Consider the following 20,014-nt stretch of genomic DNA (forward strand, 5'->3'; position numbering starts at 1 on the left):
CCTACGTTATCCCCCACGAAAAGGTAGATTCCGATGTATTCCTCACCCGTCCGCCACTCGCCACCCAGAGAGCAAGCTCTCCTGTGCTGCCGTTCGACTTGCATGTGTTAGGCCTGCCGCCAGCGTTCACTCTGAGCCAGGATCAAACTCTTCACTTAAAACTACATGCCCGAAGGCAAAAGCTTTGATATGCAGAGTTCAAACCAAGCTACGTATCGCTTGCAAAGCAATTGATTTGTTGCTCTTGATTCGAACGTCTGCAAGATGGACATACTTCCATCTGCAGGCGTCCTCACAAGTTACCTGCGCACACTGTCAAAGAACCTCGGGGCCGGCCTCAGCGCCTTTCCCTTTTTCGCCCCGACGTTTCCGTCCGAGTGAGCCGCCCATTATAGCGGGCTTTTTGTTTCCGTCAACACCTCATTTCGAGGCGGTTGACGCCGGTTCGTCTTCAAACCCGAAGGCTTTTCGTCGAACCGAGCCGCCCATCATAGCGGCTTTTTTCTTGCCGTCAACACCTTTTGATCAGGTGGTTGACGCCGCTTCTTCGTCCAAACCCGTAGGCTTTTCCTCGAAGCTAGCCGGCCATATTAGCCGACTTTTTCACTTCGTCAACACCTTTTTGAAGAGGTTTTGACGCCCTTGCCGCGTTGCCGTGAAGGCGTTGCGTCAGGGGAGGGAAAGTATGGCCCCAAATCGCCCACTTGGGAAGAGGGTGTGAAAAATTTTTTCACTCTCCCGTCGCGGCAAGCCTGCTGGCAGGTCGTCAGGCCCCGCTGGGGCCATCAATACCTGGAAGTAGCCGACGTCTCTGTCGATAGGCAGACCGACTGTAGATCGACCGCTATCTATATAGAGAGCATGCGCCGCACGCATGCCCTTGACCTCCCGCCACTGCGGACCAGCCGCAGTGGCGAGGCGCGGCCTTACCCGGCGATCAGTTGCACCCGGGCGAACGTCCGCTTGCCGACCTGCAGCACGCCTTCGAAGCCCGGCGCGAAGCTCTGCTGCGGATCCTCCACCACTTCGCCAGTCACGCGCACCGCCCGCTCCTTCAGCTTGCGGCTTGCCTCGGAGTTGCTGGCGGTCAGCCCCGCAGCGGTCAGCAGCGCGGCGATCCGCAGGCCTTCCGCCGGCACGGCGACTTGTTGCAACGGCAAGGCGCTGGTGTCGCCCTGCCCGGTCACCACGGCGTGCCAGCCGACGATGGCCTGCTCGGCGGCGGCGGCATCGTGGAAGCGGGTGGTCAATTCGCGTGCCAGGCGCAGCTTCACCTCGCGCGGATGCAGGCTGCCGGCCTGCACCTGCTGGCGCAGCGCCTGCGCTTCGTTCACGCCGATATCGAAGGACAGCAGTTCGATCCAGCGCCACATCAGCTCGTCGCCGATCTTCATGGTCTTGGTGACGATGTCGATCGCCGGTTCGCTGATGCCGATGTAGTTGCCCAGCGACTTGGACATCTTGTTGACCCCGTCCAGCCCCTCCAGCAGCGGCATCGTCAGCACGATCTGCGCCGGCTGCCCGTAATGCTCCTGCAGGCCGCGGCCCATCAGCAGGTTGAACTTCTGGTCGGTGCCGCCCAGTTCGACGTCGGCCTTCAGCGCCACCGAGTCGTAGCCCTGCACCAGCGGGTACAGGAACTCGTGGATGGCGATGGACTGCTGCGCCGCGTAACGCTTGGCGAAGTCGTCGCGCTCGAGCATGCGCGCCACGGTGTGCTGGCCGGCCAGGCGGATCATGTCGGCCGCGCTCATCTGCCCGAACCATTCGGAGTTGAAGCGGACCTCGGTGCGCTCCCGGTCCAGCACCTTGAACACCTGCTCCTCGTAGGTGCGGGCGTTGGCCAGCACGTCCTCGCGGGTCAGCGGCTTGCGGGTGACGTTCTTGCCGGTCGGGTCGCCGATCATGCCGGTGAAGTCGCCGATCAGGAAGATCACCTGGTGCCCCAGGTCCTGGAACTGGCGCATCTTGTTCAACAGCACGGTGTGACCGATGTGCAGGTCCGGCGCGGTGGGATCGAAGCCGGCCTTGATCCGCAGCGGGCGGCCGCTGCGCAGGCGGGCCTCCAGTTCTTCACGCTTGAGGATTTCGTCGGCACCGCGGCCGATCAGGGCAAGGGACTCTTCGATCGTGGACAAAACAGGAACTCCGGCGAATGGCGTCAACAAACGTGAATGGCGTTAAGAGCGAGTTAACCGTGCAGCCAGGTGAAAATTCGAGCCGGCTCAATGGTTTGACGCGCTGTGGAACGATGTTTATGGTAGCCGAGTTTTGAGCTCGCGCTTCGGGCTCGTGAGGAAGCCTTGATGCCCAACAGTGATCAGGAACGCGCGCGCCGGCAGCGGTTCCAGCAACGCCTTCACGTTCTCCACGACACTGCGCTGCATCGCAAGTTGAAGGAACATCTTCCCGCCGGCCGCTGGACGCGCCGCCACTGGATCCACGCCAGCCTGTTCGCCACCATCGGTGCGATGGTCGCCACCATCGTCCCGGGCTTCTCCAACGCCATCGACGTGCCGCTGCAGACCACGCAGGCGACGCTGGCGCTGCCGTTGCCGCCGATCTCGCTGGCGCAGCAACAGCAGGCGGCGATCACCGACAACTGGCAGGTGGTGCAGATCGAGTCCGGACAGACCCTGGGCTCGGTGTTCGAGAAGCTCGGCATCCCCGCCACGGTGATGCAGCGGGTGCTGGACCATCCGGGCACCCACGACGCGCTGACCAAGCTGCGCCCGGGCGCCGAGATCGGCTTCGACCTGGCAACGACCGGCGACCTGCGCGCCCTGCGCTTCGACCGCGATGCCACCCACCGGGTGGAGCTGTCGCTGTTGGGCGACGACATCAAGGAAAAGGTGATCGAGCGCGAGACCAGCACGCGCACCGTGGTCACCAGCGGCGAGATCACCAGCTCGCTGTACGTGGCCGCACGCAAGGCCGGGCTGTCGCCGTCGGCGATCGCGACGATGACCGACGAGATCTTCAAGTACGACATCGACTTCGACAAGGACCTACAGCCGGGCGACCGCTTCAGCGTGGTCATGGACGAGACCTGGCGCGAAGGCGAGCGCATCGACACCAGCAAGATCCTGGCGGCGACCTTCACCACCCGCGGCAAGACCTACAGCGGCTTCCGCTTCGAGCGCGGCGGCAAGCCGGCCGAGTACTTCGACGTGACCGGGCGGCCGCTGAAGAAGAGCTTCATCCGCATGCCGGTGTCCTACAGCCGCATCAGCTCCACCTTCGGCGCGCGCAAGCACCCGGTGCTGGGCACCATGCGCATGCACAAGGGCATCGACTACGCGGCGCCGACCGGCACCCCGATCATGGCCGCCGGCGATGCGCGGGTGCAGTTCGTCGGCACCCAGCGCGGCTACGGCAACGTCGTCATCCTGGATCACGGCAAGGGCTACAGCACGCTGTACGGGCACATGTCGCGCTTCGGCGGGATCAAGGCCGGCCAGCGCATCAACCAGGGCACGGTGATCGGCTACGTCGGCATGACCGGCATGGCCACCGGTCCGCACCTGCATTACGAATTCCGCGTGGACGGCGTGCAGCGCAATCCGGCCTCGGTGACGATGCCGCCGCCGACCCCGCTGGCCGGGGCCGAACTGGCCGCGTTCCGCGCACAGACCTCGCCGGCGCTGGCGCGCATCCAGCGCGTGGAAAAGCTGATCTACGCCGATGCCGACGAGCCGGGGGCGAAGAAGAAGAAGGTCGTCGCCTCGTCCAAGGCCGCCGCCTCGCACGACGCCGGCTGAGCCCTGGCGTCCGCTTCCGCCGCGCCGCGCATTGACGGGCGGCGGCGCCTGGCACACGCTGCGGCGCCGACCGCCGCCTGGTGCCCAGCATGTCCTCGCCTTCCGTTCCCGACGACGCCCTGTTCCTGGGCCTGATGTCCGGCACCAGCGCCGACGGCATCGATGCCGCGCTGGTGCGTTTCGGCCACGACGGCAACCCGCAGCTGCAGTTGGGCCGCACCTATGCCTGGGCACCGCAGCAGCGCGCGGCGCTGATCGCGCTGGGCGAAGGCGGCGACATCGCCTCGCTGGACGCGCTGGGGCAACTCGATGCCGAGGTTGCGATCGCCTTCGCCGAGGCGGCGCTGCGCTTGCTCGACGATGCCGGGGTCGCGCCGGCCGCGGTGCGCGCGATCGGGTCGCACGGACAGACCGTGCGCCATCGCCCGCTGGCGAACCCCGCCTTCACCTGGCAGCTCGGCGACGGCAACCGCATCGCCGAACTGACCGGCATCGCCACGGTCTGCGATTTCCGCCGCCGCGATGTCGCCGCTGGCGGCCATGGCGCGCCGCTGATGCCGGCCTTCCACGCGGCGATGCTGGGCGCGGCGCACGAGGACCGGGCGGTGCTCAACCTCGGTGGCATCGGCAACCTGACCCTGCTGCCGGCGCACGGTGCCGTGCGCGGGTTCGACACCGGCCCGGCCAACGCACTGCTCGATGCCTGGTGCCAGCGCCATCGCGGCCAGCCCTACGATGCGGGCGGCGCCTTCGCCGCCAGCGGCGCGGTCGACGCCGACCTGCTGCAGCGCCTGCTGGCCGATCCGTGGTTCGCGCTGCCGCCGCCCAAGAGCACCGGGCGCGAGCAGTTCCACCTGCGCTGGCTGGAGGCCTGCCTGGATACCCCGGCGCCCGCGCCGGCCAGCGTGCAGGCGACGCTGCTGGAACTGACCGCGGCCACCGTCGCCGATGCATTGCTGGCGCAGCAACCGGCGACCCGGCAGTTGCTGGTGTGCGGCGGCGGCGTGCACAACCCGCTGCTGCTGGCGCGGTTGCAGGCGCGCTTGCCGGGGATGCGGGTGCAGTCGACCCAGGCACAGGGCCTGGACCCGGACTACATCGAAGCGATGGGCTTCGCCTGGCTGGCGCGGCAGACCCTGGCCGGGTTGCCAGGCAACCTGCCGTCGGTCAGCGGCGCGCGCGGGCCGCGCATCCTTGGCGCGATCCACCCCGCGTAAGCACGGCGTCGGGATTCAGAAACCGCTGCCGGCGGGCAGCGCGCGCAACGCTGCGATCGCCTCCGACAGCGCATCCACTTCGCGGTGCTCGAAGCCGCTGCGTACGTCGTACTCGCTGGAGAACAGGCCCTGCTCGATCAGCGCCAGCACCGCCTGGCGCTGGGTCCAGCCGCGCGCGACGGCGATGCGGCGGATGCGTTCGAGCAGGAACGGGTCGATATCGCGCAACACAAGGTCGCTCATGCGGACTCCCGGACGGCGGCGCACGCATGCGCCGCTGCCCATCATCCCTGCCCGGGGACCGCCTTTCAATCGCTGGAGGCGGCCGCCTGTGGCGTCTGTTCGCGGATCCGCGGCCACAGCCAGGCCAGCAGCAACAGGGTCGGGATCACGGTGAAGGCGCTGAGCACGAAGAAGGTGCTGTAGGAGGTGGCTTCGACGATGTAGCCGGAGACGCCGCCGACGAACTTGCCCGGCAGGTTGGCCAGCGACACCAGCAGCGCGTACTGGGTGGCGGTGAAGTTGCGGTCGGTCAGCGAGGACATGAAGGCGACCAGCACGGTGCCGGCGAAGCCCTGGAACAGGTTGTCGGCGCTGAGCGCGGCGTAGAACGACCAGAGCTGGCCAGGGTTGTGCGCCATCAGCAGGAACGCCAGGTTGGACAGCGCCACGCCCAGCGCGGCGACGAGCAGCATGCGTCGGAAGCCGAAGGCCGCCACCGCCAGGCCGCCGGCGAAGGCGCCGGCAATCCCCATCCAGACCCCGAACAGCTTGGAGACGGTGGCGATGTCGGCCTTGTCGAAGCCCGAGTCCAGGTAGAACGGGCCGGACATCACCCCGATCACCTGGTCGGGGAACTTGAACAGGCCCACGAACAGCAGCAGGGCCAGGCCCAGCGCCAGGCCGTTGCTGGAGAAGAAGCTGGAGATCGGCTGCCAGAACGCACCGACCACGTCGATCCTGCGCACCACGGTCGACACCGGCACTTCCGGCTCGCGGCACACCAGGGTGGTGACGATCGGCAGCAGCATCAGCCCGGCCATGACCAGATAGGCCAAGGTCCAGTTGCCGAACTGCGCCAGATACAGCGCGCCGGCGCCGGACAGGATCAGGCCGATGCGATAGCCGAAGGTGTAGGTCGCGGCGAGCGCGGCCTGCGCCGAGGACGGCGCGATCTCGATGCGGTAGGCGTCCACCACCGAGTCCTGGGTGGCGCCGGCGAAGGAGGCGATCAGCACCCACAGCACCAGCGCGCCCACGCTCAGCTCCGGGCGGGTGAAGGCCAGCGCCACCAGGCCGATGGCCACGCCCAGCTGCGCGACCAGCAGCCACGAACGGCGCCGGCCGAGGAAGCCGAACAGCGGGAAGCGGTAACGGTCCAGCAGCGGCGCCCACAGGAACTTGAGCAGGTAGAAGAAGCTGGCCAGGCTGATCAGGCCGATGCTGCCCAGGTCCAGGCCGACGTCGCGCAGGCGCGTGGACAGGGTCTGCGAGGCGATCAGCAGGAACGGCAGGCCGCTGCCGAAGCCCAGCAGCGCCATCGTCGCCGCCGACGGCGTGGCGAAGGCGCGCTTGATCCCGGCCCAGCCCTTGTAGGACACCGGCGCCGCGGAGGTGCCGCCGCTCATTCGCGGTAGTCCACCGTGAACGGCGCATGGTCGGAGAAGCGCTGCGCGGTATAGATGGAACAGCCTTGCAGGCGCTCGCGCAGGGTCGGGGTGACGAACTGGTAGTCGATGCGCCAACCGACGTCGTTGGCGCGCGCCGCGCCGCGGTTGCTCCACCAGGTGTAGTCCTGGCCGTCCGGATGCAGCGCGCGGTACGCATCCACCCAGCCGCGGCCGCTGGCCGGGTCGGCCTCGTCGGCACGGTCGGCGCACAGGCCGTTGAGCCAGTCGCGCTCGGCCGGCAGGCAGCCGGAGTTCTTCTGGTTCGACTTCCAGTTCTTGATGTCCAGCGCCGAGCGCACGATGTTCCAGTCGCCGCACAGCACGTAGTCGCGGCCGCTGTACAGCCACTCCACCAGGATCGGCCGCAGCCAGTCCATGACCTGGAACTTGTAGCCCTGGCGCAGCTCGCCGGAGGAACCGGAGGGAATGTAGAAGGACACCACGCTCAGGTTGCCGAAGCGGGCCTCGATGTAGCGGCCTTCCTCGTCGAACTCCGGCCAGCCCAGCGCGGTGCGCACCTCGTCGGGTTCACGCTTGCTGTAGATGGCCACGCCGCTGTAGCCCTTCTTGGTGCTGGCGTCGCGGAACCAGACCCGGTAGCCGTCCGGCAGGAACGCCGGCCCGGCCAGCTGATGCTCCTGCGCCTTGGTCTCCTGCACGCCCAGCACATCCGCCTGCTGGGTGGCGAACCACTCGAAAAAGCCCTTGGTGGCGGCCGACCGCAGGCCGTTGGCGTTGAAGCTGATGATGCGCATTGAGGAGCCGGGAATGGGGAAAGGGGAATAGGGAATGGTGAAAAGCATAGCGGTTGTTCCGTCTTCGCGGTCCTGCTGGGGTACGCTTTATCGATTCCCTATTCCCGTTTCTCCATTCCCGGCCCCCCAATGACCGACTACCGGCACCGTTTCCTGCAACTGGCCCTGGACGCGGAGGCGCTGCGCTTCGGCGAGTTCACGCTGAAGTCCGGGCGCCTCAGCCCTTATTTCTTCAACGCCGGGCGCTTCGACTCCGGTGCCAGCATGGCGCGGCTGGCGGCCTGCTACGCCGATGCGGCCGACGCGGCCGGGCTCGACTTCGACCTGCTGTTCGGCCCGGCCTACAAGGGCATCCCGCTGGCGACGGCGGTGGCCTGCGAATACGCGCGGCGCGGGCGCGACCTGCCGCTGGCGTTCAACCGCAAGGAAGCCAAGGCGCACGGCGAAGGCGGCAGCCTGATCGGCGCGCCCCTGGCCGGCCGCCGGGTGCTGATCGTGGACGATGTGATCACCGCCGGCACCGCGATCCGCGAGGCGCTGGGCATCATCCGTGCCGCCGGTGGCGAGCCGGCCGCGATCCTGGTCGCGCTGGACCGCCAGGAGATCGCCGCCGAGGACGACCGCCGCTCGGCGGCGCAGGCGGTGGCCGCCGAAGCCGGCGTTCCTGTGGTGTCGGTCGCGCATCTGGGCGACCTGCTTGCATTCATCGACGGAAACGCAGACCTTGTCGGCTTCCGCGAACCGCTGCTGGCCTACCGGGCCCGCTACGGTTGCGCTTCGTCTGGCTGACAGCAGGGGGCTGCCACGATGCCGATCCGACCACGCACCCGCGTCCTGCCGGCCATGCTGGCGCTGCTGGCCTTGCCGGCCGCCGCGCAACAGGCGTCGGCACCGTCCAAGAAGCTGTATTGCTGGAACCAGGGCGGCCAACGCACCTGCAGCGACGCGCTGCCGCCGGAAGCGGTGAACCAGGCGCGCGACGAGTTCAACGCCACCAGCGGCATGCGCAGCGCCGAGGTCGGGCGTGCGCTCAACGCCGACGAACGCGCCGCGGCCGCGGCCGATGCCGCGCAGCAGCGCGCCGACCAGGCCGCGCTGGAGACGCGCAAGCGCACCGACCAGGCGATGCTGCTGTCGTACCAGACCGAGGACGAACTGCGCCGGGTGTTCGCCGAGCGCATCGGCATCGTCGACAACAACATCAACACCGCCCGCTACAACGTCGACAGCCTGCGCCAGGGTCTGATCGGCCTGCTGTCCGGCGCCGGCGCGCGCGAACTGGCCGGGCAGAGCGTGCCGGCCAAGATCGCCGACGACGTGCAGCAACGGCACCGCGCCCTGCTGTGGCAACTGCGCATGCAGAAGAACTTCGAACAGCAGCGACTCGGCCTGGACCAGGAAATCGAGGACGTGCTGCAGCGTTATCGCGCGGCCCGCGGCGGCGGCCCGGCAGCGACCGCGACCACCGCCGGCGGCTGAGCCGCAGCGTGGCTCGGCGCCCGGACCTAGCCGGGCGCGTGCCGCTGGCTCAGAAGGTCGGCGCCAGGCCTGGCAGCACCGCCTGCACCTGGGCCCGGAACAGCGCCTTGATCCGCTCCAGCGCCGCCGCGTTGTCGGCCTCGAAGCGCAGCACCAGCACCGGCGTGGTGTTGGACGCGCGCACCAGCCCCCAGCCATCCGGGAAGTCGACGCGCAGGCCGTCGATGGTCAGCAGCCGCGCGCCGGCGAACGGCGAGCCGTCCTGCTGTGCCTGGGCGACCAGGTCGGCGACCAGCGCGTGCGCATCCTGCCCGTCCACCGGCAGCTTGATCTCCGGCGTGGCCACGCTGTCGGGCAGTTCGGCCAGCACCTCCGACGGCGATTCCTCGCGCTGGGCCAGGATCTCCAGCAGCCGCGCCGCCGCGTACAGGCCGTCGTCGAAGCCGTACCAGCGCTCCTTGAAGAAGAAATGGCCGCTCATCTCGCCGGCCAGTTCGGCGTCGGTCTCGCGCATCTTCGCCTTGATCAGCGAATGCCCAGTCTTCCACACCAGCGGGCTGCCGCCGTTGCGCAGCACGTAGTCGGACAGCTTGCCGGTGCACTTGACGTCGTAGATCACCAGCGCGCCGGGGTTGCGTTGCAGCACGTCGGCGGCGAACAGCATCAGCAGGCGGTCCGGGTAGATCACCGTGCCTTCCTTGGTGACCACGCCGAGGCGGTCGGCGTCGCCGTCGAAGGCCACGCCCAGGTCGGCGTCGAAGCGCCGCACCGTCTGCACCAGGTCCTCGAGGTTGTGCGGCTCGCTGGGATCGGGATGGTGGTTGGGGAAGGTGCCGTCGACGTCGCAGTACAACGGCACCACCTCGGCGCCGATCGCTTCCAGCAGCCGCGGCGCCAATTCGCCGCCGACGCCGTTGCCGGCATCGGCCACGACCTTGAGCGGGCGGTCCAGCTGCACGTCGTCGGCAATGCGCTGGATGTAGTCGTCGCCGACGTCGCGCTGCTGCAGCCGGCCCGGCTCCTCGGCCGTGGGCAGGCGGCCGGCGCTGATCCGCGCGTACAGGTCGGCGATGGCCGCGCCGGACAGCGTCTCGCCACCGACCACGATCTTGAAACCGTTGTAGTCGGCCGGGTTGTGGCTGCCGGTGACCGCCACGCAGCTGCCGGCGCGCAGGTGATAGGCAGCGAAGTAGACCACCGGGGTCGGCGCCAGGCCGATGTCGGTGACATGGCAACCGGCGCGGCGCAGGCCTTCGATCAGCGCGGCCGACAGTTCCGGACCGGACAGGCGGCCATCGCGGCCGACCACCACCTCGTTGAGTCCCTGCTCCTGCATCACCGCGCCGATCGCCTGGCCGATCAGCGCCGCGACCTGCGGGCTGAGGTCGCGGCCGACCACGCCGCGGATGTCGTAGGCGCGGAAGATCTCCGGTGCCACCGCGAACGCCGGCACCGGCTTGGCCGGCGCGGCCTCCTCGGCGGCCGAGGGCGGCGGCGGGGGCGGCTCCTGGCGCTGCAGGCTCTGCTGCAGGGTGTGTTCTTCGGTGGCCGCTGCGTCGGCGCGGCGTACCCGCGGCTGCGGCAGGCGCCCGCGCGCGGCCAGCAACAGCAGTGCGCCCAGCACCAGGCAGAGGCCGGCGACCAGCAGGCAGGGCATCGCCCCCAGCCCCAGCGGGCCGGCTTCGCTATCCGGCAGCGAGGCGACCATGCGCAGGCCGCTGTCGCCGACCGGGCGCGACAGCGCGTCGGCACGGTCGTGCAGCGCATTGTTGCCGGCGGCAATCACGTCGTAGTTGCCCTGGCGCAGCGCCAGATAGCCGCTGCCCGGCACCGGCGCCTGCGCGACCGGGTCGGTCAACAGCGCCAGGGGCAGGCGCAGGTAGGCCACCGCGGGGGTGCCGCCCAGCGATACCGGCGCGGCCAGCCCGAGCCGCGGGCCGCCGCCGTCGCGAATCACCGCACTGGCGATCTTGTCGCTCAGCAGGGTCTTTTCCAGCAGCGCCAGGCGGCCGTAGCCGAAGCGCGCCGCATCGGTATAGCCCGGTTCCAGGTCGGCCGGCAGCACCTGCGCGTCCTCGGCCTGCGCCCAGTCCGCGCGCAGCGCCTGGGCCGCGGCCGCGGCGTCGCCGCGGCTCAGGGCCGCCTGCACGGCCGGCTGCTGCAAGCGCTCGGACAGGCGTTTGCCCACGCCCGCCAGCGCCTGCTGGGTCTGCGTCACCGCGGCATCGCGCGCCTGCTCCAGGGTGGTGGCGGCCTGTTCGGCGCGCCATTGCTCGACCCCGCTCCAGCCGAACCAGACGACCATCAGCACCAGCAGCACCGTCAGCAGAGGCGCCACCTTGCGCAGACCCTGCGGCACCGGCCGCGCTTGTGTTGCCTCGCTCATGCAGACGATCCCCTGTCAGCGCACTCCGGTATGGCCGAATCCACCCGTTCCCCTGGCGCTGTCGGCGAAAGTATCCACCACCTGCAGGGCAACACGCACGACCGGCATCACCACCAGTTGCGCGATGCGGTCGCCGGGGGCGATGGTGAAGTCCTCGCGGCCGCGGTTCCAGACGCTGATCAGCAGCGGTCCCTGGTAGTCGGCATCGATCAGGCCGGTGCCGTTGCCGAGCACGATGCCGTGGCGGTGGCCCAGGCCCGAACGCGGCAGCACCACCGCGCACAGCTGCGGATCGGCGATGTAGATGGACAGGCCGCTGGGGATCAGCGCGGTGTCGCCCGGGGCCAGGGTCAGCGGCGCCTCGGTGGCCGCGCGCAGGTCGAGCCCGGCGCTGGCTTCGGTGGCGTAGTCGGGCAGCGGCCAGCTGTCGCCGAAGCGCGGATCCAGCAGCTTCACCTGCAGCGGATGGGGCGTGGGAGTGCTCATGCGTGCAGCCTCTGCGCGATCAGGTCCAGCAGTTGTTCGGCCAGCTGCGTCTTGGAGACCGCCGGGAAGTCGCGTTCGCCGTCCTGCCAATAGGCGGTGGCCGCGTTCTGGTCGCTCTCGAAGCCGTTGCCTGCCACCCCCACCCGGTTGGCCACGATCAGGTCCAGGTGCTTGTCGGCGAGTTTGCCACGGGCATAGCGCTCGATGTCGTGGGTCTCGGCGGCGAAACCGACCACCAGCTTCAGCGCCTGGGTCTGCGCGGCGACCTCGGCCAGGATGTCCGGGGTCCGGGTCAGCTCCAGGGTCAGGGTCTCGCCGCTCTTCTTGATCTTCTGCGCCGCCACGTGTTTTGGCGTGTAATCGGCGACCGCGGCAGTGCCGATGTAGATGTCCGCCGGCAGTGCGCCCAGCACCGCCTCGCGCATCTGCGCGGCCGAGCGCACGTCGATGCGCTGTACGCCATCGGGCGTAGACAAATGCACCGGACCGCTGACCAGCACCACCTCGGCGCCCTGCCGGGCCGCGGCCGCGGCCAGCGCGTAGCCCATCTTGCCGCTGCTGCGATTGCCCAGGTAGCGCACCGGATCCAGGTCTTCGTAGGTGGGACCGGCGCTGATCAGCAGGCGCAGGCCGCGCAGGGCGCCGGTGGCGCCAGTGCCGGAACGCGACGGGACGGCGGTGGCGGCGGCCGGCGTGGCCGACGCGGCGCCCTGGTCCGTGCGCCCGGCGAGCGCCGCGACGATCTGCCCGGGCTCGGCCAGGCGGCCGGGGCCGGACTCGCCTTCGGCCAGCGGGCCGTCGTTGGGGCCGACCACCTGTGCGCCGCGCTGGCGCAGGGTGGCGATGTTGGCCTGGGTGGCCGGGTGCAGCCACATGCGGTGGTTCATCGCCGGGCACACGGTCAGCGGGGCGGTGCTGGCCAGGCACAGCGTGCCGACCAGGTCGTCGGCCAGCCCGTGCGCCAGGCGCGCCAGCAGGTCGGCGGTGGCCGGCGCCACCACGATGTGTTCGGCCCAGCGGGCCAGTTCCAGATGGCCCATCGCCTGCTCCGCGCCGCTGTCCCACAGCGTGGTGCGGGTGAGATGGCCGGACAGCGCCTGGAAGCTCAGCGGGGTGACGAACTGCTGCGCACCGGCGGTCATCGCCACCTGGACCTCGGCACCGGCATCGCGCAGCCGCCGCACCAGTTCCAGCGCCTTGTAGGCGGCGATTCCCCCGCCGACGCACAACAGCACACGTCGCCCCGGCAGGGGCCTCTCGAAAATCGCGGTCACGTCGGGAATGTCCTACCCATACAAGGACGATTAGCTTACCCGATGGCTTTTGGCGGCCTGATACCGTTGCGCCATGTCGGCCGGCACCCTGGCGATATGCACATCTCCGACTGGCCCTGCGAAGAACGTCCCCGGGAAAAGCTGCTGGCGCGCGGTCCCCGGGCCCTTTCCGACGCCGAACTGCTGGCGATCTTTCTCGGCTCCGGCCTGCCCGGCAGCGACGCGGTACGCACCTCGCGCGACCTGCTGCACCGGCACGGGCCGTTGCGCACGCTGCTGGACCGGTCGCCCGGCGACCTGGTGCGCCTGCCCGGGCTGGGGCCGGCGCGGGCCTGCCAGCTGTCGGCGGCGCTGGAACTGGGCCAGCGCCACCTGGCCGCGGAACTGCAGCGCGGCGACACCCTCAGCAACCCGGTCACCGCCGGCCGTTACTTCGCGCAACGCCTGCGGGCGCGGCCGTACGAGGTCTTCGCCGCCTTGTTCCTGGACACCCGGCACCGCTGGCTGGCCTTCGAGGAACTGTTCCAGGGCACCGTGGACGGCGCCGAGGTGCATCCGCGCGAGGTGGTGCGGCGTGCGCTCACGCTCAACGCCGCCGCGGTGATCATCGGCCACAACCACCCGTCCGGGAACCCGGAACCCTCGCCCGCCGACCGCGCTGTCACCGAGCGGCTGAAACAGGCGCTGGACCTGATCGACGTGCGCCTGCTCGACCACTTCATCGTCGGCGACGGCGTCCCGGTCTCGATGGCTTCGCGCGGCTGGGCCTGAACCGATGCGCGTGGCGGGCTGGGCCGGGGTGGCGCGCGCGCACAGCAAGGCGACCCCGGCCGCGCGGGCGCGCAGCGAGCCCAAGGCGCCTGCGCCCGGTCACGGCGCCACGGCTGAGGTCGGGCTGAACCCGGGACGGGCCGGGAGGCGGCGGGTCGGGTAAAATCGCCGGTTCCGCGCTTCAAGCAGAGATCTCGTGAAATCCCAACTCCGCGCCCTGATCGGTCAAGGCATCGAAGCCTTGCGCGCCAATGGCACCCTGCCGGCTGACACCCTGCCGCCGGACTTCGTGGTCGAGCGCCCCAAGACCCGCGAGCACGGCGACTTCGCCACCAACGCGGCAATGCTGCTGGCCAAGGCCGCGCGCACCAATCCGCGCGCCCTCGCCCAGCAACTGGTGGACGCGTTGCCGGCCAACGACGATGTCAGCAAGGTCGAGATCGCCGGCCCCGGCTTCATCAATTTCCACCTCGGCCCCGGCGCCTATCAGCGCGAGGTGCTGGCGGTGCTCAAGCAGGGCGAGGACTACGGCCGCAGCCTGGTCGGCAACGGCCGCACCGTGGGCGTGGAGTACGTCTCGGCCAACCCGACCGGGCCGCTGCACGTCGGCCACGGCCGCGCCGCGGCCATCGGCGACTGCCTGGCGCGCCTGCTCGAGGCCAACGGCTGGAACGCCAAGCGCGAGTTCTACTACAACGACGGCGGCAACCAGATCGAGAACCTGGCGCGTTCGGTGCAGGCGCGCGCCCTGGGCAAGACCCCGGACAGCCCGGACTGGCCGGAAGAAGGCTACCGCGGCGACTACATCCAGGACGTGGCCGAGGCCTACATGGCCGGTGCTGCAGTCGACCTGGAGGGCCACGTGGTCACCGGCGCCAAGGACCCGCAGGACCTGGACGCGATCCGCCGCTTCGCCGTGGCCTATCTGCGCAACGAGCAGAACCACGACCTGGCCGCGTTCGGCGTGGATTTCGACATCTACTTCCTGGAAAGCTCGCTGTACCGCGACGGCAAGGTCGAGGAGGCGGTGCAGAAGCTGGTCGCCTCCGGCCACACCTACGAGGACGGTGGCGCGCTGTGGCTGAAATCCACCGATTTCGGCGACGACAAGGACCGCGTGATGCGCAAGTCCGACGGCACCTACACCTACTTCGTGCCAGACGTGGCCTACCACCTGAGCAAGTGGCAGCGTGGCTACGTGCGCGCCATCACCGAACTGGGTGCCGACCACCACGGCTCGCTGGCGCGCGTGCGCGCCGGCCTGCAGGCGATGGACCTGGGCATCCCGAAGGGCTGGCCGGAATACGTGCTGCACCAGATGGTCACGGTGATGCGCGGCGGCGAGGAAGTGAAGCTGTCCAAGCGCGCCGGCAGCTACCTGACCCTGCGCGACCTGATCGAGGAAGCCGGCCGCGATGCCACGCGCTGGTTCCTGATCGCGCGCAAGCCCGATTCGCAGCTCACCTTCGACATCGACCTGGCGCGCCAGCAGAGCAACGACAACCCGGTGTTCTACGTGCAGTACGCGCATGCCCGCGTGTGCAGCCTGCTGCGCCAGGCGCAGGAGAAGAAGCTGGACTACGACCAGGCCGACGGCCAGGCGCAGCTGAACCGGCTCAGCGACGCGACCTCGCTGGAACTGATGCAGGAACTCTCGCGCTACCCGGAAGTGGTGGAGAATGCGGGACATGCGCTGGAGCCGCACCTGATCGCGCAATACCTGCGCGAACTGGCCACGGCCTTCCACACCTGGTACCACGGCACCCCGGTGCTGGTGGACGACGCCGGCGAGCGCAACGCCAAGCTGACCCTGGCGGTGGCGGCGCAGCAGGTGCTGGCGAACGGTCTGAATCTCCTGGGCGTCTCGGCCCCGGAAAAAATGTGAGTGGAGAAGCGGTAAATGGCAGCACGACGCGGTAAGACCCAGGCCCGGCGCAACACCGGCAACGGCACGCCCGGATGGGTGTGGCTGATCGCCGGCGCGGCGATCGCCGCGGTGGTGTTCCTCGGCGCGCCGGGCCTGTTCAAGAAGGACGGCGACTTCCTGCGCGTGGGCGGCCCGCGCGCCAATCCGGACGCGCAGCCCGCCCCGGTGGCCGATGCCGACGTCGATGCAGCCCCGGATCTGCCCAAACCCGCCGCCAATGCGGCCGGCAGCACCAAGCCGGAGGCGAAGAAGGACGCGCAGACCCAGTACGACTTCTACACCCTGCTACCCGGCAAGGAAGTGCAGATGTCCGACGCCGAACTGGCCGCCAGCGCGCGCGCCGAGGCCATTCGCCAGGCCAAGGCGCAGGCCACCGCAGGCACGGCGGCCGCCGGCACCACCCCAGCCGCGGCCGCCACTGCGCCGACCGCGACGGCCGCCAATCCGACCCCGCTGCCGGAAACGCCTAGCACCGCGGCCAGCGCCACGCCGGCCGCCTCCAGGCCGGCGACCGCGGCGGCAACGCCGGCCGCGACCACCGCACCGGCAGCGGCCGCGGCGGCCGCGGCGACTGCAGCCCCCGACACCGCACGCTACATCCTGCAAGCCGGCTCGTTCGGCGCCTCCGGCGATGCCGAGTCGACCAAGGCCAAGCTGGCGATGCTGGGCCTGTCGGCGCGCGTGGAATCGGCGCAGATCAGCGGCAAGACCGTGTACCGCGTCCGCATGGGGCCCTACGGCACCGCCAGCGAACTGGCCGAGGCCAAGCAGAAGTTGAACGGCAGCGGGCTGTCGGCGATCGCGATCAAGGCGCAGTGAGGCTGGGAATCGGGATTCGGGAATCGGGAATGGGAGAAGCGGCTTTCTTGCCGTTTTCACCTGTACGTGCGCGGATGCGTTGTCGCCGCTGACATTGGGCCGCGCTGGCCCCGAGATGACGCTGCAGTTCCACGACGGCGATCTGCCGGCGACTACGCAAAAGACTTAGTCGCCAGGGAATCTGGAATGGGGGGCGCGAGCACGTCCCGTTCCGCGCGACGAGGCTTGAAGATGCTTCGGATGCGCGAGCTGTCGCGCCGCGCTGGCCCGTATCAATCATCGAAGCCGACTTCCCCCACGGGCACACGCGCTGTCGACGCGCGCGACCGGGTTTTGCTTTTACCATTCCCGATTCCCCCCTCCCGATTCACGGCCCTCCAATGACTCAGACTGCCCTGATCACCGGTGCCACTTCCGGTTTCGGCGCCGCCGCCGTGCGCCGCTTCGTCGACGCGGGCTGGCGCGTGATCGCCACCGGCCGCCGCGCCGATCGCCTGCAGCCGCTGCTGGACGCCTTCGGCGCCGAACGCGTGCACATCGCCGCCTTCGACATCCGCGACACCGACGCGCTGGACGCGATGCTGGCGGCGCTGCCCGAGGCGTTCCGCGGCATCGACCTGCTGGTCAACAACGCCGGTCTGGCCCAGGGCACCGCGCCGGCGCAGGCCGCGCAACTGGACGACTGGCGCACGATGATCGACACCAACGTCACCGCGCTGGTGACGCTGACCCATCGCCTGCTGCCGACGCTGATCCAGCGCCGCGGCGCGATCATCAACATCAGTTCGGTCGCCGCGCTGTATCCCTACCCCGGCGGCAATACCTACGGCGGCACCAAGGCCTTCGTCAGCCAGTTCTCGCTGGGCCTGCGCTCGGACCTGCATGGCACCGGCGTGCGCGTGACCGCGATCGAACCGGGCATGGCCGAGACCGAGTTCACCCTGGTCCGCACCCATGGCGACCAGAAGGCTTCGGACACGCTCTACCAGGGCGCACAGCCGATGACCGCCGAGGACATCGCCGAACAGATCTTCTGGGTGGCGACGCTGCCGCCGCATCTGAACATCAATCGGCTGGAAATCATGCCGGTGACGCAGTCCTTCGCTGGCTTCCAGGTCGCGCGGCAACCGGTCTGAACGGCCGCGGGGCCGCGACGCGCGGCCCCGCCATGACGCTTCTTTTCTCACGCTCACGCGGCGGAAGCCCCTCTACCGCCACGCGAGCGACGCGCATCGACTGCGCCGGTCGGATGGCAATTCCGACAATACCTTAACGAAATGATATAACATATCTTTCATGCAGCCACGCCCGCAAATCGGGCGACGCGCCATCGGCTCGCCTGCAGTCCACCGCCGCCAGTATCCCCTCCGCTTCGTCCACAGCCACCATGAAGACCTACACTCATGCCCTCGCCGTGCTGGCCGGGCTCGCGGCCGGCGACGGCGCCGCGCAGACGTCGACCGACACCACCACCACGCTCGGCACCGTGGAAGCGAGGCGCCACAGTGCCGCCTCGCTGTCCACGCGCAATATCCTCAGTTCGGTCGACGTGCTCGGCAGCGAACAGATCGGCGACAAGGCCGTCATGAACAGCTGGGAGCTGCTTGGGCAGATGCCCGGCATGCAGCTCACCGAAACCCGCCAGGGTGCCGAGTCCGGCAAGGTCACCTTCCGTGCCTTCAATGGCGAGGGCTACATCAACGGCATCAAGGTGCTGATCGACGGCGTGCCGAGCAACGTCAACAGCGGCAACCAACGCTTCATCGACATGATCTTCCCGCTGGAGATCGCCTACATCGAGGTGGTGCGCGGCACCAACGATCCGCGTTACGGCCTGCACAACATCGGCGGTAACTTCAACATCGCCACCCGCCAGGGCGGCGACTACCAGGACCTGCGGCTGCGCTATGGCAGCTTCGCCACCCGCGAACTGCAGTACGCCGTCGGCCATGAGGCCAATGGCCTGGCGCAGAACTATTTCGTCGGTGCGCAGGCCGCGCATGGCTATCGCCAGCACGACAGCTCGCGCAAGTACACCCTGGGCGGCAAATGGTTCTATGGCGAAGACGACGATGCCGCCCGCATCGGCCTGATCGCCCGCGCCTACCATCACGACACCGACGAACCGGGCTTCCTCACTGCCACCGAGTTGGCCGAGGACCGCGAACAGTCGCCGCCGAAGAACGCCAACGACGGCGACGACCGCGACATGCGCCAGGCCAGCGTGCATGCCGACTTCAAACTCGGCGGCGGCCTGCACCTGCGTAATACGCTGTACTTCAACCGCTATGAAGACGACCGCCGCGTCACCTTCACCAATTACCCGGTGGGCAACGCGCCGCGGCAGCGCCGGCAATGGAACGAAACCCAGACGGGTCTGCTCAGTACCGTCACCTGGCAGGCCAGCGACCTGCTCAGCGTGGAAGCCGGCCTCAACGCCGAGCACCAGGACAACCGCTACCGCCGCGCGCGCTATGCCTACAGCGTGCCGACCGATTTCGACCGCGCCCCGGCACGCGTGCAGAACGACGACCGCTACAGCCTGGACAATCTCGGCCTGTACCTGCAGGCGGTGCTGCAACCGACCGATGCGCTGAAGATCGTGCCGGCGTTCCGTGCCGACCGTTTCTCCGGCGAGACCGCGCTGCCTGGCGGCATCCATGCGCCGCTGCAGCGCTACGGCTGGATCGACCAGCCCAAGCTCAGCGTGATCTACGCGCTGACGCCACAGCTGAGCGTCTACGCCAATTGGGGCCGTACCTTCCAGATCCTCACCGGCTCCACCGCGCCGGCCTATCCCACCCCGGGCCAGCCGGCGTTCCGGCCCTCGATCAACACCGGCAAGGAGCTTGGCCTGAAACTGCAGCCGGTGGCCGGCACCGAGGCGCGCGTGGCAGTCTGGCGCCAGGACGCCACCGACGAAGTGGCGAACATGCCCAGCACCGGCACCACGGTCGGCCTCGGCCAGACCCGCCGGCAAGGCGTGGACCTGCAACTGAGCACACAACTGGGCGAACGCTGGACGGCGTGGATCTCGCACGCGCTGCAGGAAGCCAAGGTGGTCAGCGCCTACACCGCCACCGGCGAGTCGCTGCGCGGACGCGAGGTGTTCTCCACGCCGCGCTACATCAGCAACGTCGGCCTCGACTACCGACGCGGCGCGCGCTGGAAGTTCGGCGTGCAGGCGCGCGCGCAGGGCGACTACTACATCGACGAACGCAACACGCAGGGCAAGTACGGCGGCTTCCGCGTGGTCGATGCCAGCGTGCGCTACCAGCTCAGCCCGCGCGCAAGCCTCGACCTGCAGATGAAGAACCTCACCGACGCGCGCTATGCCTACGTCTGGTACGACAACTTCTTCTGGGGCGGCAACGACCAGCCGATGTTTTCGCCAGCGCCCGGACGTTCCGCCTATCTCGGTTTCGAACTGCGGCTGTAGGGCACCTCGCATCACCTGCATCCGCCACAG

At 69.1% G+C, this 20,014-nt stretch carries 16 protein-coding genes and 1 rRNA gene (1 of these 17 only partly in view); 9 read left to right on the plus strand and 8 right to left on the minus strand.

Features of this window, described 5'->3' with window-relative positions; translation table 11 throughout:
• Positions 1-158, minus strand: a 16S ribosomal RNA gene (locus AC1G9L_RS19530) (it extends 1,387 nt beyond the left edge of the window).
• A 768-nt stretch (positions 159-926) separates the two neighbouring features.
• Positions 927-2,138 (minus strand): tyrosine--tRNA ligase, encoded by a 1,212-nt coding sequence (tyrS, locus tag AC1G9L_RS19535; RefSeq protein WP_019800848.1) that lies wholly within the window; start codon positions 2,136-2,138, stop codon positions 927-929.
• A gap of 168 nt (positions 2,139-2,306) precedes the next feature.
• Between tyrS and AC1G9L_RS19540 the strand changes: the two genes are divergently transcribed.
• Positions 2,307-3,761 (plus strand): peptidoglycan DD-metalloendopeptidase family protein, encoded by a 1,455-nt coding sequence (locus AC1G9L_RS19540; protein WP_481069759.1) that lies wholly within the window; start codon positions 2,307-2,309, stop codon positions 3,759-3,761.
• A gap of 89 nt (positions 3,762-3,850) precedes the next feature.
• The gene (locus tag AC1G9L_RS19545; protein ID WP_481069760.1) at positions 3,851-4,978 is read left to right on the plus strand and encodes an anhydro-N-acetylmuramic acid kinase; all 1,128 of its coding nucleotides are present in this window, start codon (positions 3,851-3,853) and stop codon (positions 4,976-4,978) included.
• 15 nt (positions 4,979-4,993) lie between these two features.
• On the opposite strand, the gene AC1G9L_RS19550 is transcribed toward AC1G9L_RS19545, so the two are convergent.
• From AC1G9L_RS19550 to AC1G9L_RS19560, 3 genes are all read right to left on the minus strand, one after another.
• Complete coding sequence (locus AC1G9L_RS19550; protein WP_010342053.1) at positions 4,994-5,221, minus strand: hypothetical protein; 228 nt, start codon at positions 5,219-5,221, stop codon at positions 4,994-4,996.
• Positions 5,222-5,286: 65 nt separating this feature from the next.
• A complete protein-coding gene (locus AC1G9L_RS19555; RefSeq protein WP_019802409.1) occupies positions 5,287-6,606 on the minus strand; it encodes an AmpG family muropeptide MFS transporter in 1,320 nt (439 codons plus the stop codon).
• Positions 6,603-7,403, minus strand: a complete 801-nt coding sequence (locus AC1G9L_RS19560; RefSeq protein ID WP_019802408.1) for an exodeoxyribonuclease III — start codon at positions 7,401-7,403, stop codon at positions 6,603-6,605. The genes AC1G9L_RS19555 and AC1G9L_RS19560 overlap by 4 nt, the downstream gene beginning before the upstream one ends.
• A 129-nt stretch (positions 7,404-7,532) precedes the next feature.
• On the opposite strand from AC1G9L_RS19560, the gene pyrE reads away from it, so the two are divergent.
• Both pyrE and AC1G9L_RS19570 read left to right on the plus strand, forming a co-directional pair.
• Complete coding sequence (gene pyrE, locus AC1G9L_RS19565) at positions 7,533-8,192, plus strand: orotate phosphoribosyltransferase (RefSeq protein WP_019802407.1); 660 nt, start codon at positions 7,533-7,535, stop codon at positions 8,190-8,192.
• Between the two features lie 18 nt (positions 8,193-8,210).
• Positions 8,211-8,882, plus strand: coding sequence for a hypothetical protein (locus tag AC1G9L_RS19570; protein ID WP_481069761.1), 672 nt, complete (start codon positions 8,211-8,213; stop codon positions 8,880-8,882).
• 49 nt (positions 8,883-8,931) lie between these two features.
• Here the strand turns inward: AC1G9L_RS19570 and AC1G9L_RS19575 are convergent, their stop codons facing one another.
• The 3 genes from AC1G9L_RS19575 to coaBC are packed head-to-tail and all read right to left on the minus strand — an operon-like array spanning position 8,932 to position 13,028.
• Positions 8,932-11,268, minus strand: a complete 2,337-nt coding sequence (locus AC1G9L_RS19575) for a phosphomannomutase/phosphoglucomutase (protein ID WP_481069762.1) — start codon at positions 11,266-11,268, stop codon at positions 8,932-8,934.
• A 15-nt stretch (positions 11,269-11,283) separates the two neighbouring features.
• The gene (gene dut, locus AC1G9L_RS19580) at positions 11,284-11,754 is read right to left on the minus strand and encodes a dUTP diphosphatase (protein ID WP_010342059.1); all 471 of its coding nucleotides are present in this window, start codon (positions 11,752-11,754) and stop codon (positions 11,284-11,286) included.
• Positions 11,751-13,028, minus strand: a complete 1,278-nt coding sequence (gene coaBC, locus AC1G9L_RS19585) for a bifunctional phosphopantothenoylcysteine decarboxylase/phosphopantothenate--cysteine ligase CoaBC (RefSeq protein WP_481069763.1) — start codon at positions 13,026-13,028, stop codon at positions 11,751-11,753. The genes dut and coaBC overlap by 4 nt, the downstream gene beginning before the upstream one ends.
• Positions 13,029-13,124: 96 nt before the next feature.
• On the opposite strand from coaBC, the gene radC reads away from it, so the two are divergent.
• The 5 genes from radC (at position 13,125) to AC1G9L_RS19610 (ending at position 19,984) form a co-directional block, all read left to right on the plus strand.
• Entirely contained in the window at positions 13,125-13,799 is a 675-nt protein-coding gene (gene radC / locus AC1G9L_RS19590) for a RadC family protein (protein WP_481069764.1), read from the plus strand.
• A gap of 196 nt (positions 13,800-13,995) precedes the next feature.
• Positions 13,996-15,684, plus strand: a complete 1,689-nt coding sequence (argS, locus tag AC1G9L_RS19595; RefSeq protein ID WP_019800498.1) for an arginine--tRNA ligase — start codon at positions 13,996-13,998, stop codon at positions 15,682-15,684.
• A gap of 15 nt (positions 15,685-15,699) precedes the next feature.
• Complete coding sequence (locus tag AC1G9L_RS19600) at positions 15,700-16,545, plus strand: SPOR domain-containing protein (protein WP_481069765.1); 846 nt, start codon at positions 15,700-15,702, stop codon at positions 16,543-16,545.
• Between the two features lie 380 nt (positions 16,546-16,925).
• Positions 16,926-17,681, plus strand: coding sequence for an SDR family NAD(P)-dependent oxidoreductase (locus AC1G9L_RS19605; RefSeq protein ID WP_019801228.1), 756 nt, complete (start codon positions 16,926-16,928; stop codon positions 17,679-17,681).
• Positions 17,682-17,932: 251 nt separating this feature from the next.
• Complete coding sequence (locus AC1G9L_RS19610; protein WP_019801227.1) at positions 17,933-19,984, plus strand: TonB-dependent receptor domain-containing protein; 2,052 nt, start codon at positions 17,933-17,935, stop codon at positions 19,982-19,984.
• Positions 19,985-20,014 lie beyond the last annotated feature (30 nt).

The sequence above is a fragment of the Xanthomonas sp. NCPPB 1132 genome, from assembly GCF_056629235.1.

Bases quoted from the DNA above. Each gene is read 5' to 3' on its own strand.
- AC1G9L_RS19540 (WP_481069759.1), top strand. From the start codon at position 2,307: ATGCCCAACAGTGATCAGGAACGCGCGCGCCGGCAGCGGTTCCAGCAA.
- AC1G9L_RS19545 (WP_481069760.1), top strand. From the start codon at position 3,851: ATGTCCTCGCCTTCCGTTCCCGACGACGCCCTGTTCCTGGGCCTGATG.
- AC1G9L_RS19550 (WP_010342053.1), bottom strand. From the start codon at position 5,221: ATGAGCGACCTTGTGTTGCGCGATATCGACCCGTTCCTGCTCGAACGC.
- AC1G9L_RS19555 (WP_019802409.1), bottom strand. From the start codon at position 6,606: ATGAGCGGCGGCACCTCCGCGGCGCCGGTGTCCTACAAGGGCTGGGCC.
- AC1G9L_RS19560 (WP_019802408.1), bottom strand. From the start codon at position 7,403: ATGCGCATCATCAGCTTCAACGCCAACGGCCTGCGGTCGGCCGCCACC.
- pyrE (WP_019802407.1), top strand. From the start codon at position 7,533: ATGACCGACTACCGGCACCGTTTCCTGCAACTGGCCCTGGACGCGGAG.
- AC1G9L_RS19570 (WP_481069761.1), top strand. From the start codon at position 8,211: ATGCCGATCCGACCACGCACCCGCGTCCTGCCGGCCATGCTGGCGCTG.
- AC1G9L_RS19575 (WP_481069762.1), bottom strand. From the start codon at position 11,268: ATGAGCGAGGCAACACAAGCGCGGCCGGTGCCGCAGGGTCTGCGCAAG.
- dut (WP_010342059.1), bottom strand. From the start codon at position 11,754: ATGAGCACTCCCACGCCCCATCCGCTGCAGGTGAAGCTGCTGGATCCG.
- radC (WP_481069764.1), top strand. From the start codon at position 13,125: ATGCACATCTCCGACTGGCCCTGCGAAGAACGTCCCCGGGAAAAGCTG.
- AC1G9L_RS19600 (WP_481069765.1), top strand. From the start codon at position 15,700: ATGGCAGCACGACGCGGTAAGACCCAGGCCCGGCGCAACACCGGCAAC.
- AC1G9L_RS19605 (WP_019801228.1), top strand. From the start codon at position 16,926: ATGACTCAGACTGCCCTGATCACCGGTGCCACTTCCGGTTTCGGCGCC.
- AC1G9L_RS19610 (WP_019801227.1), top strand. From the start codon at position 17,933: ATGAAGACCTACACTCATGCCCTCGCCGTGCTGGCCGGGCTCGCGGCC.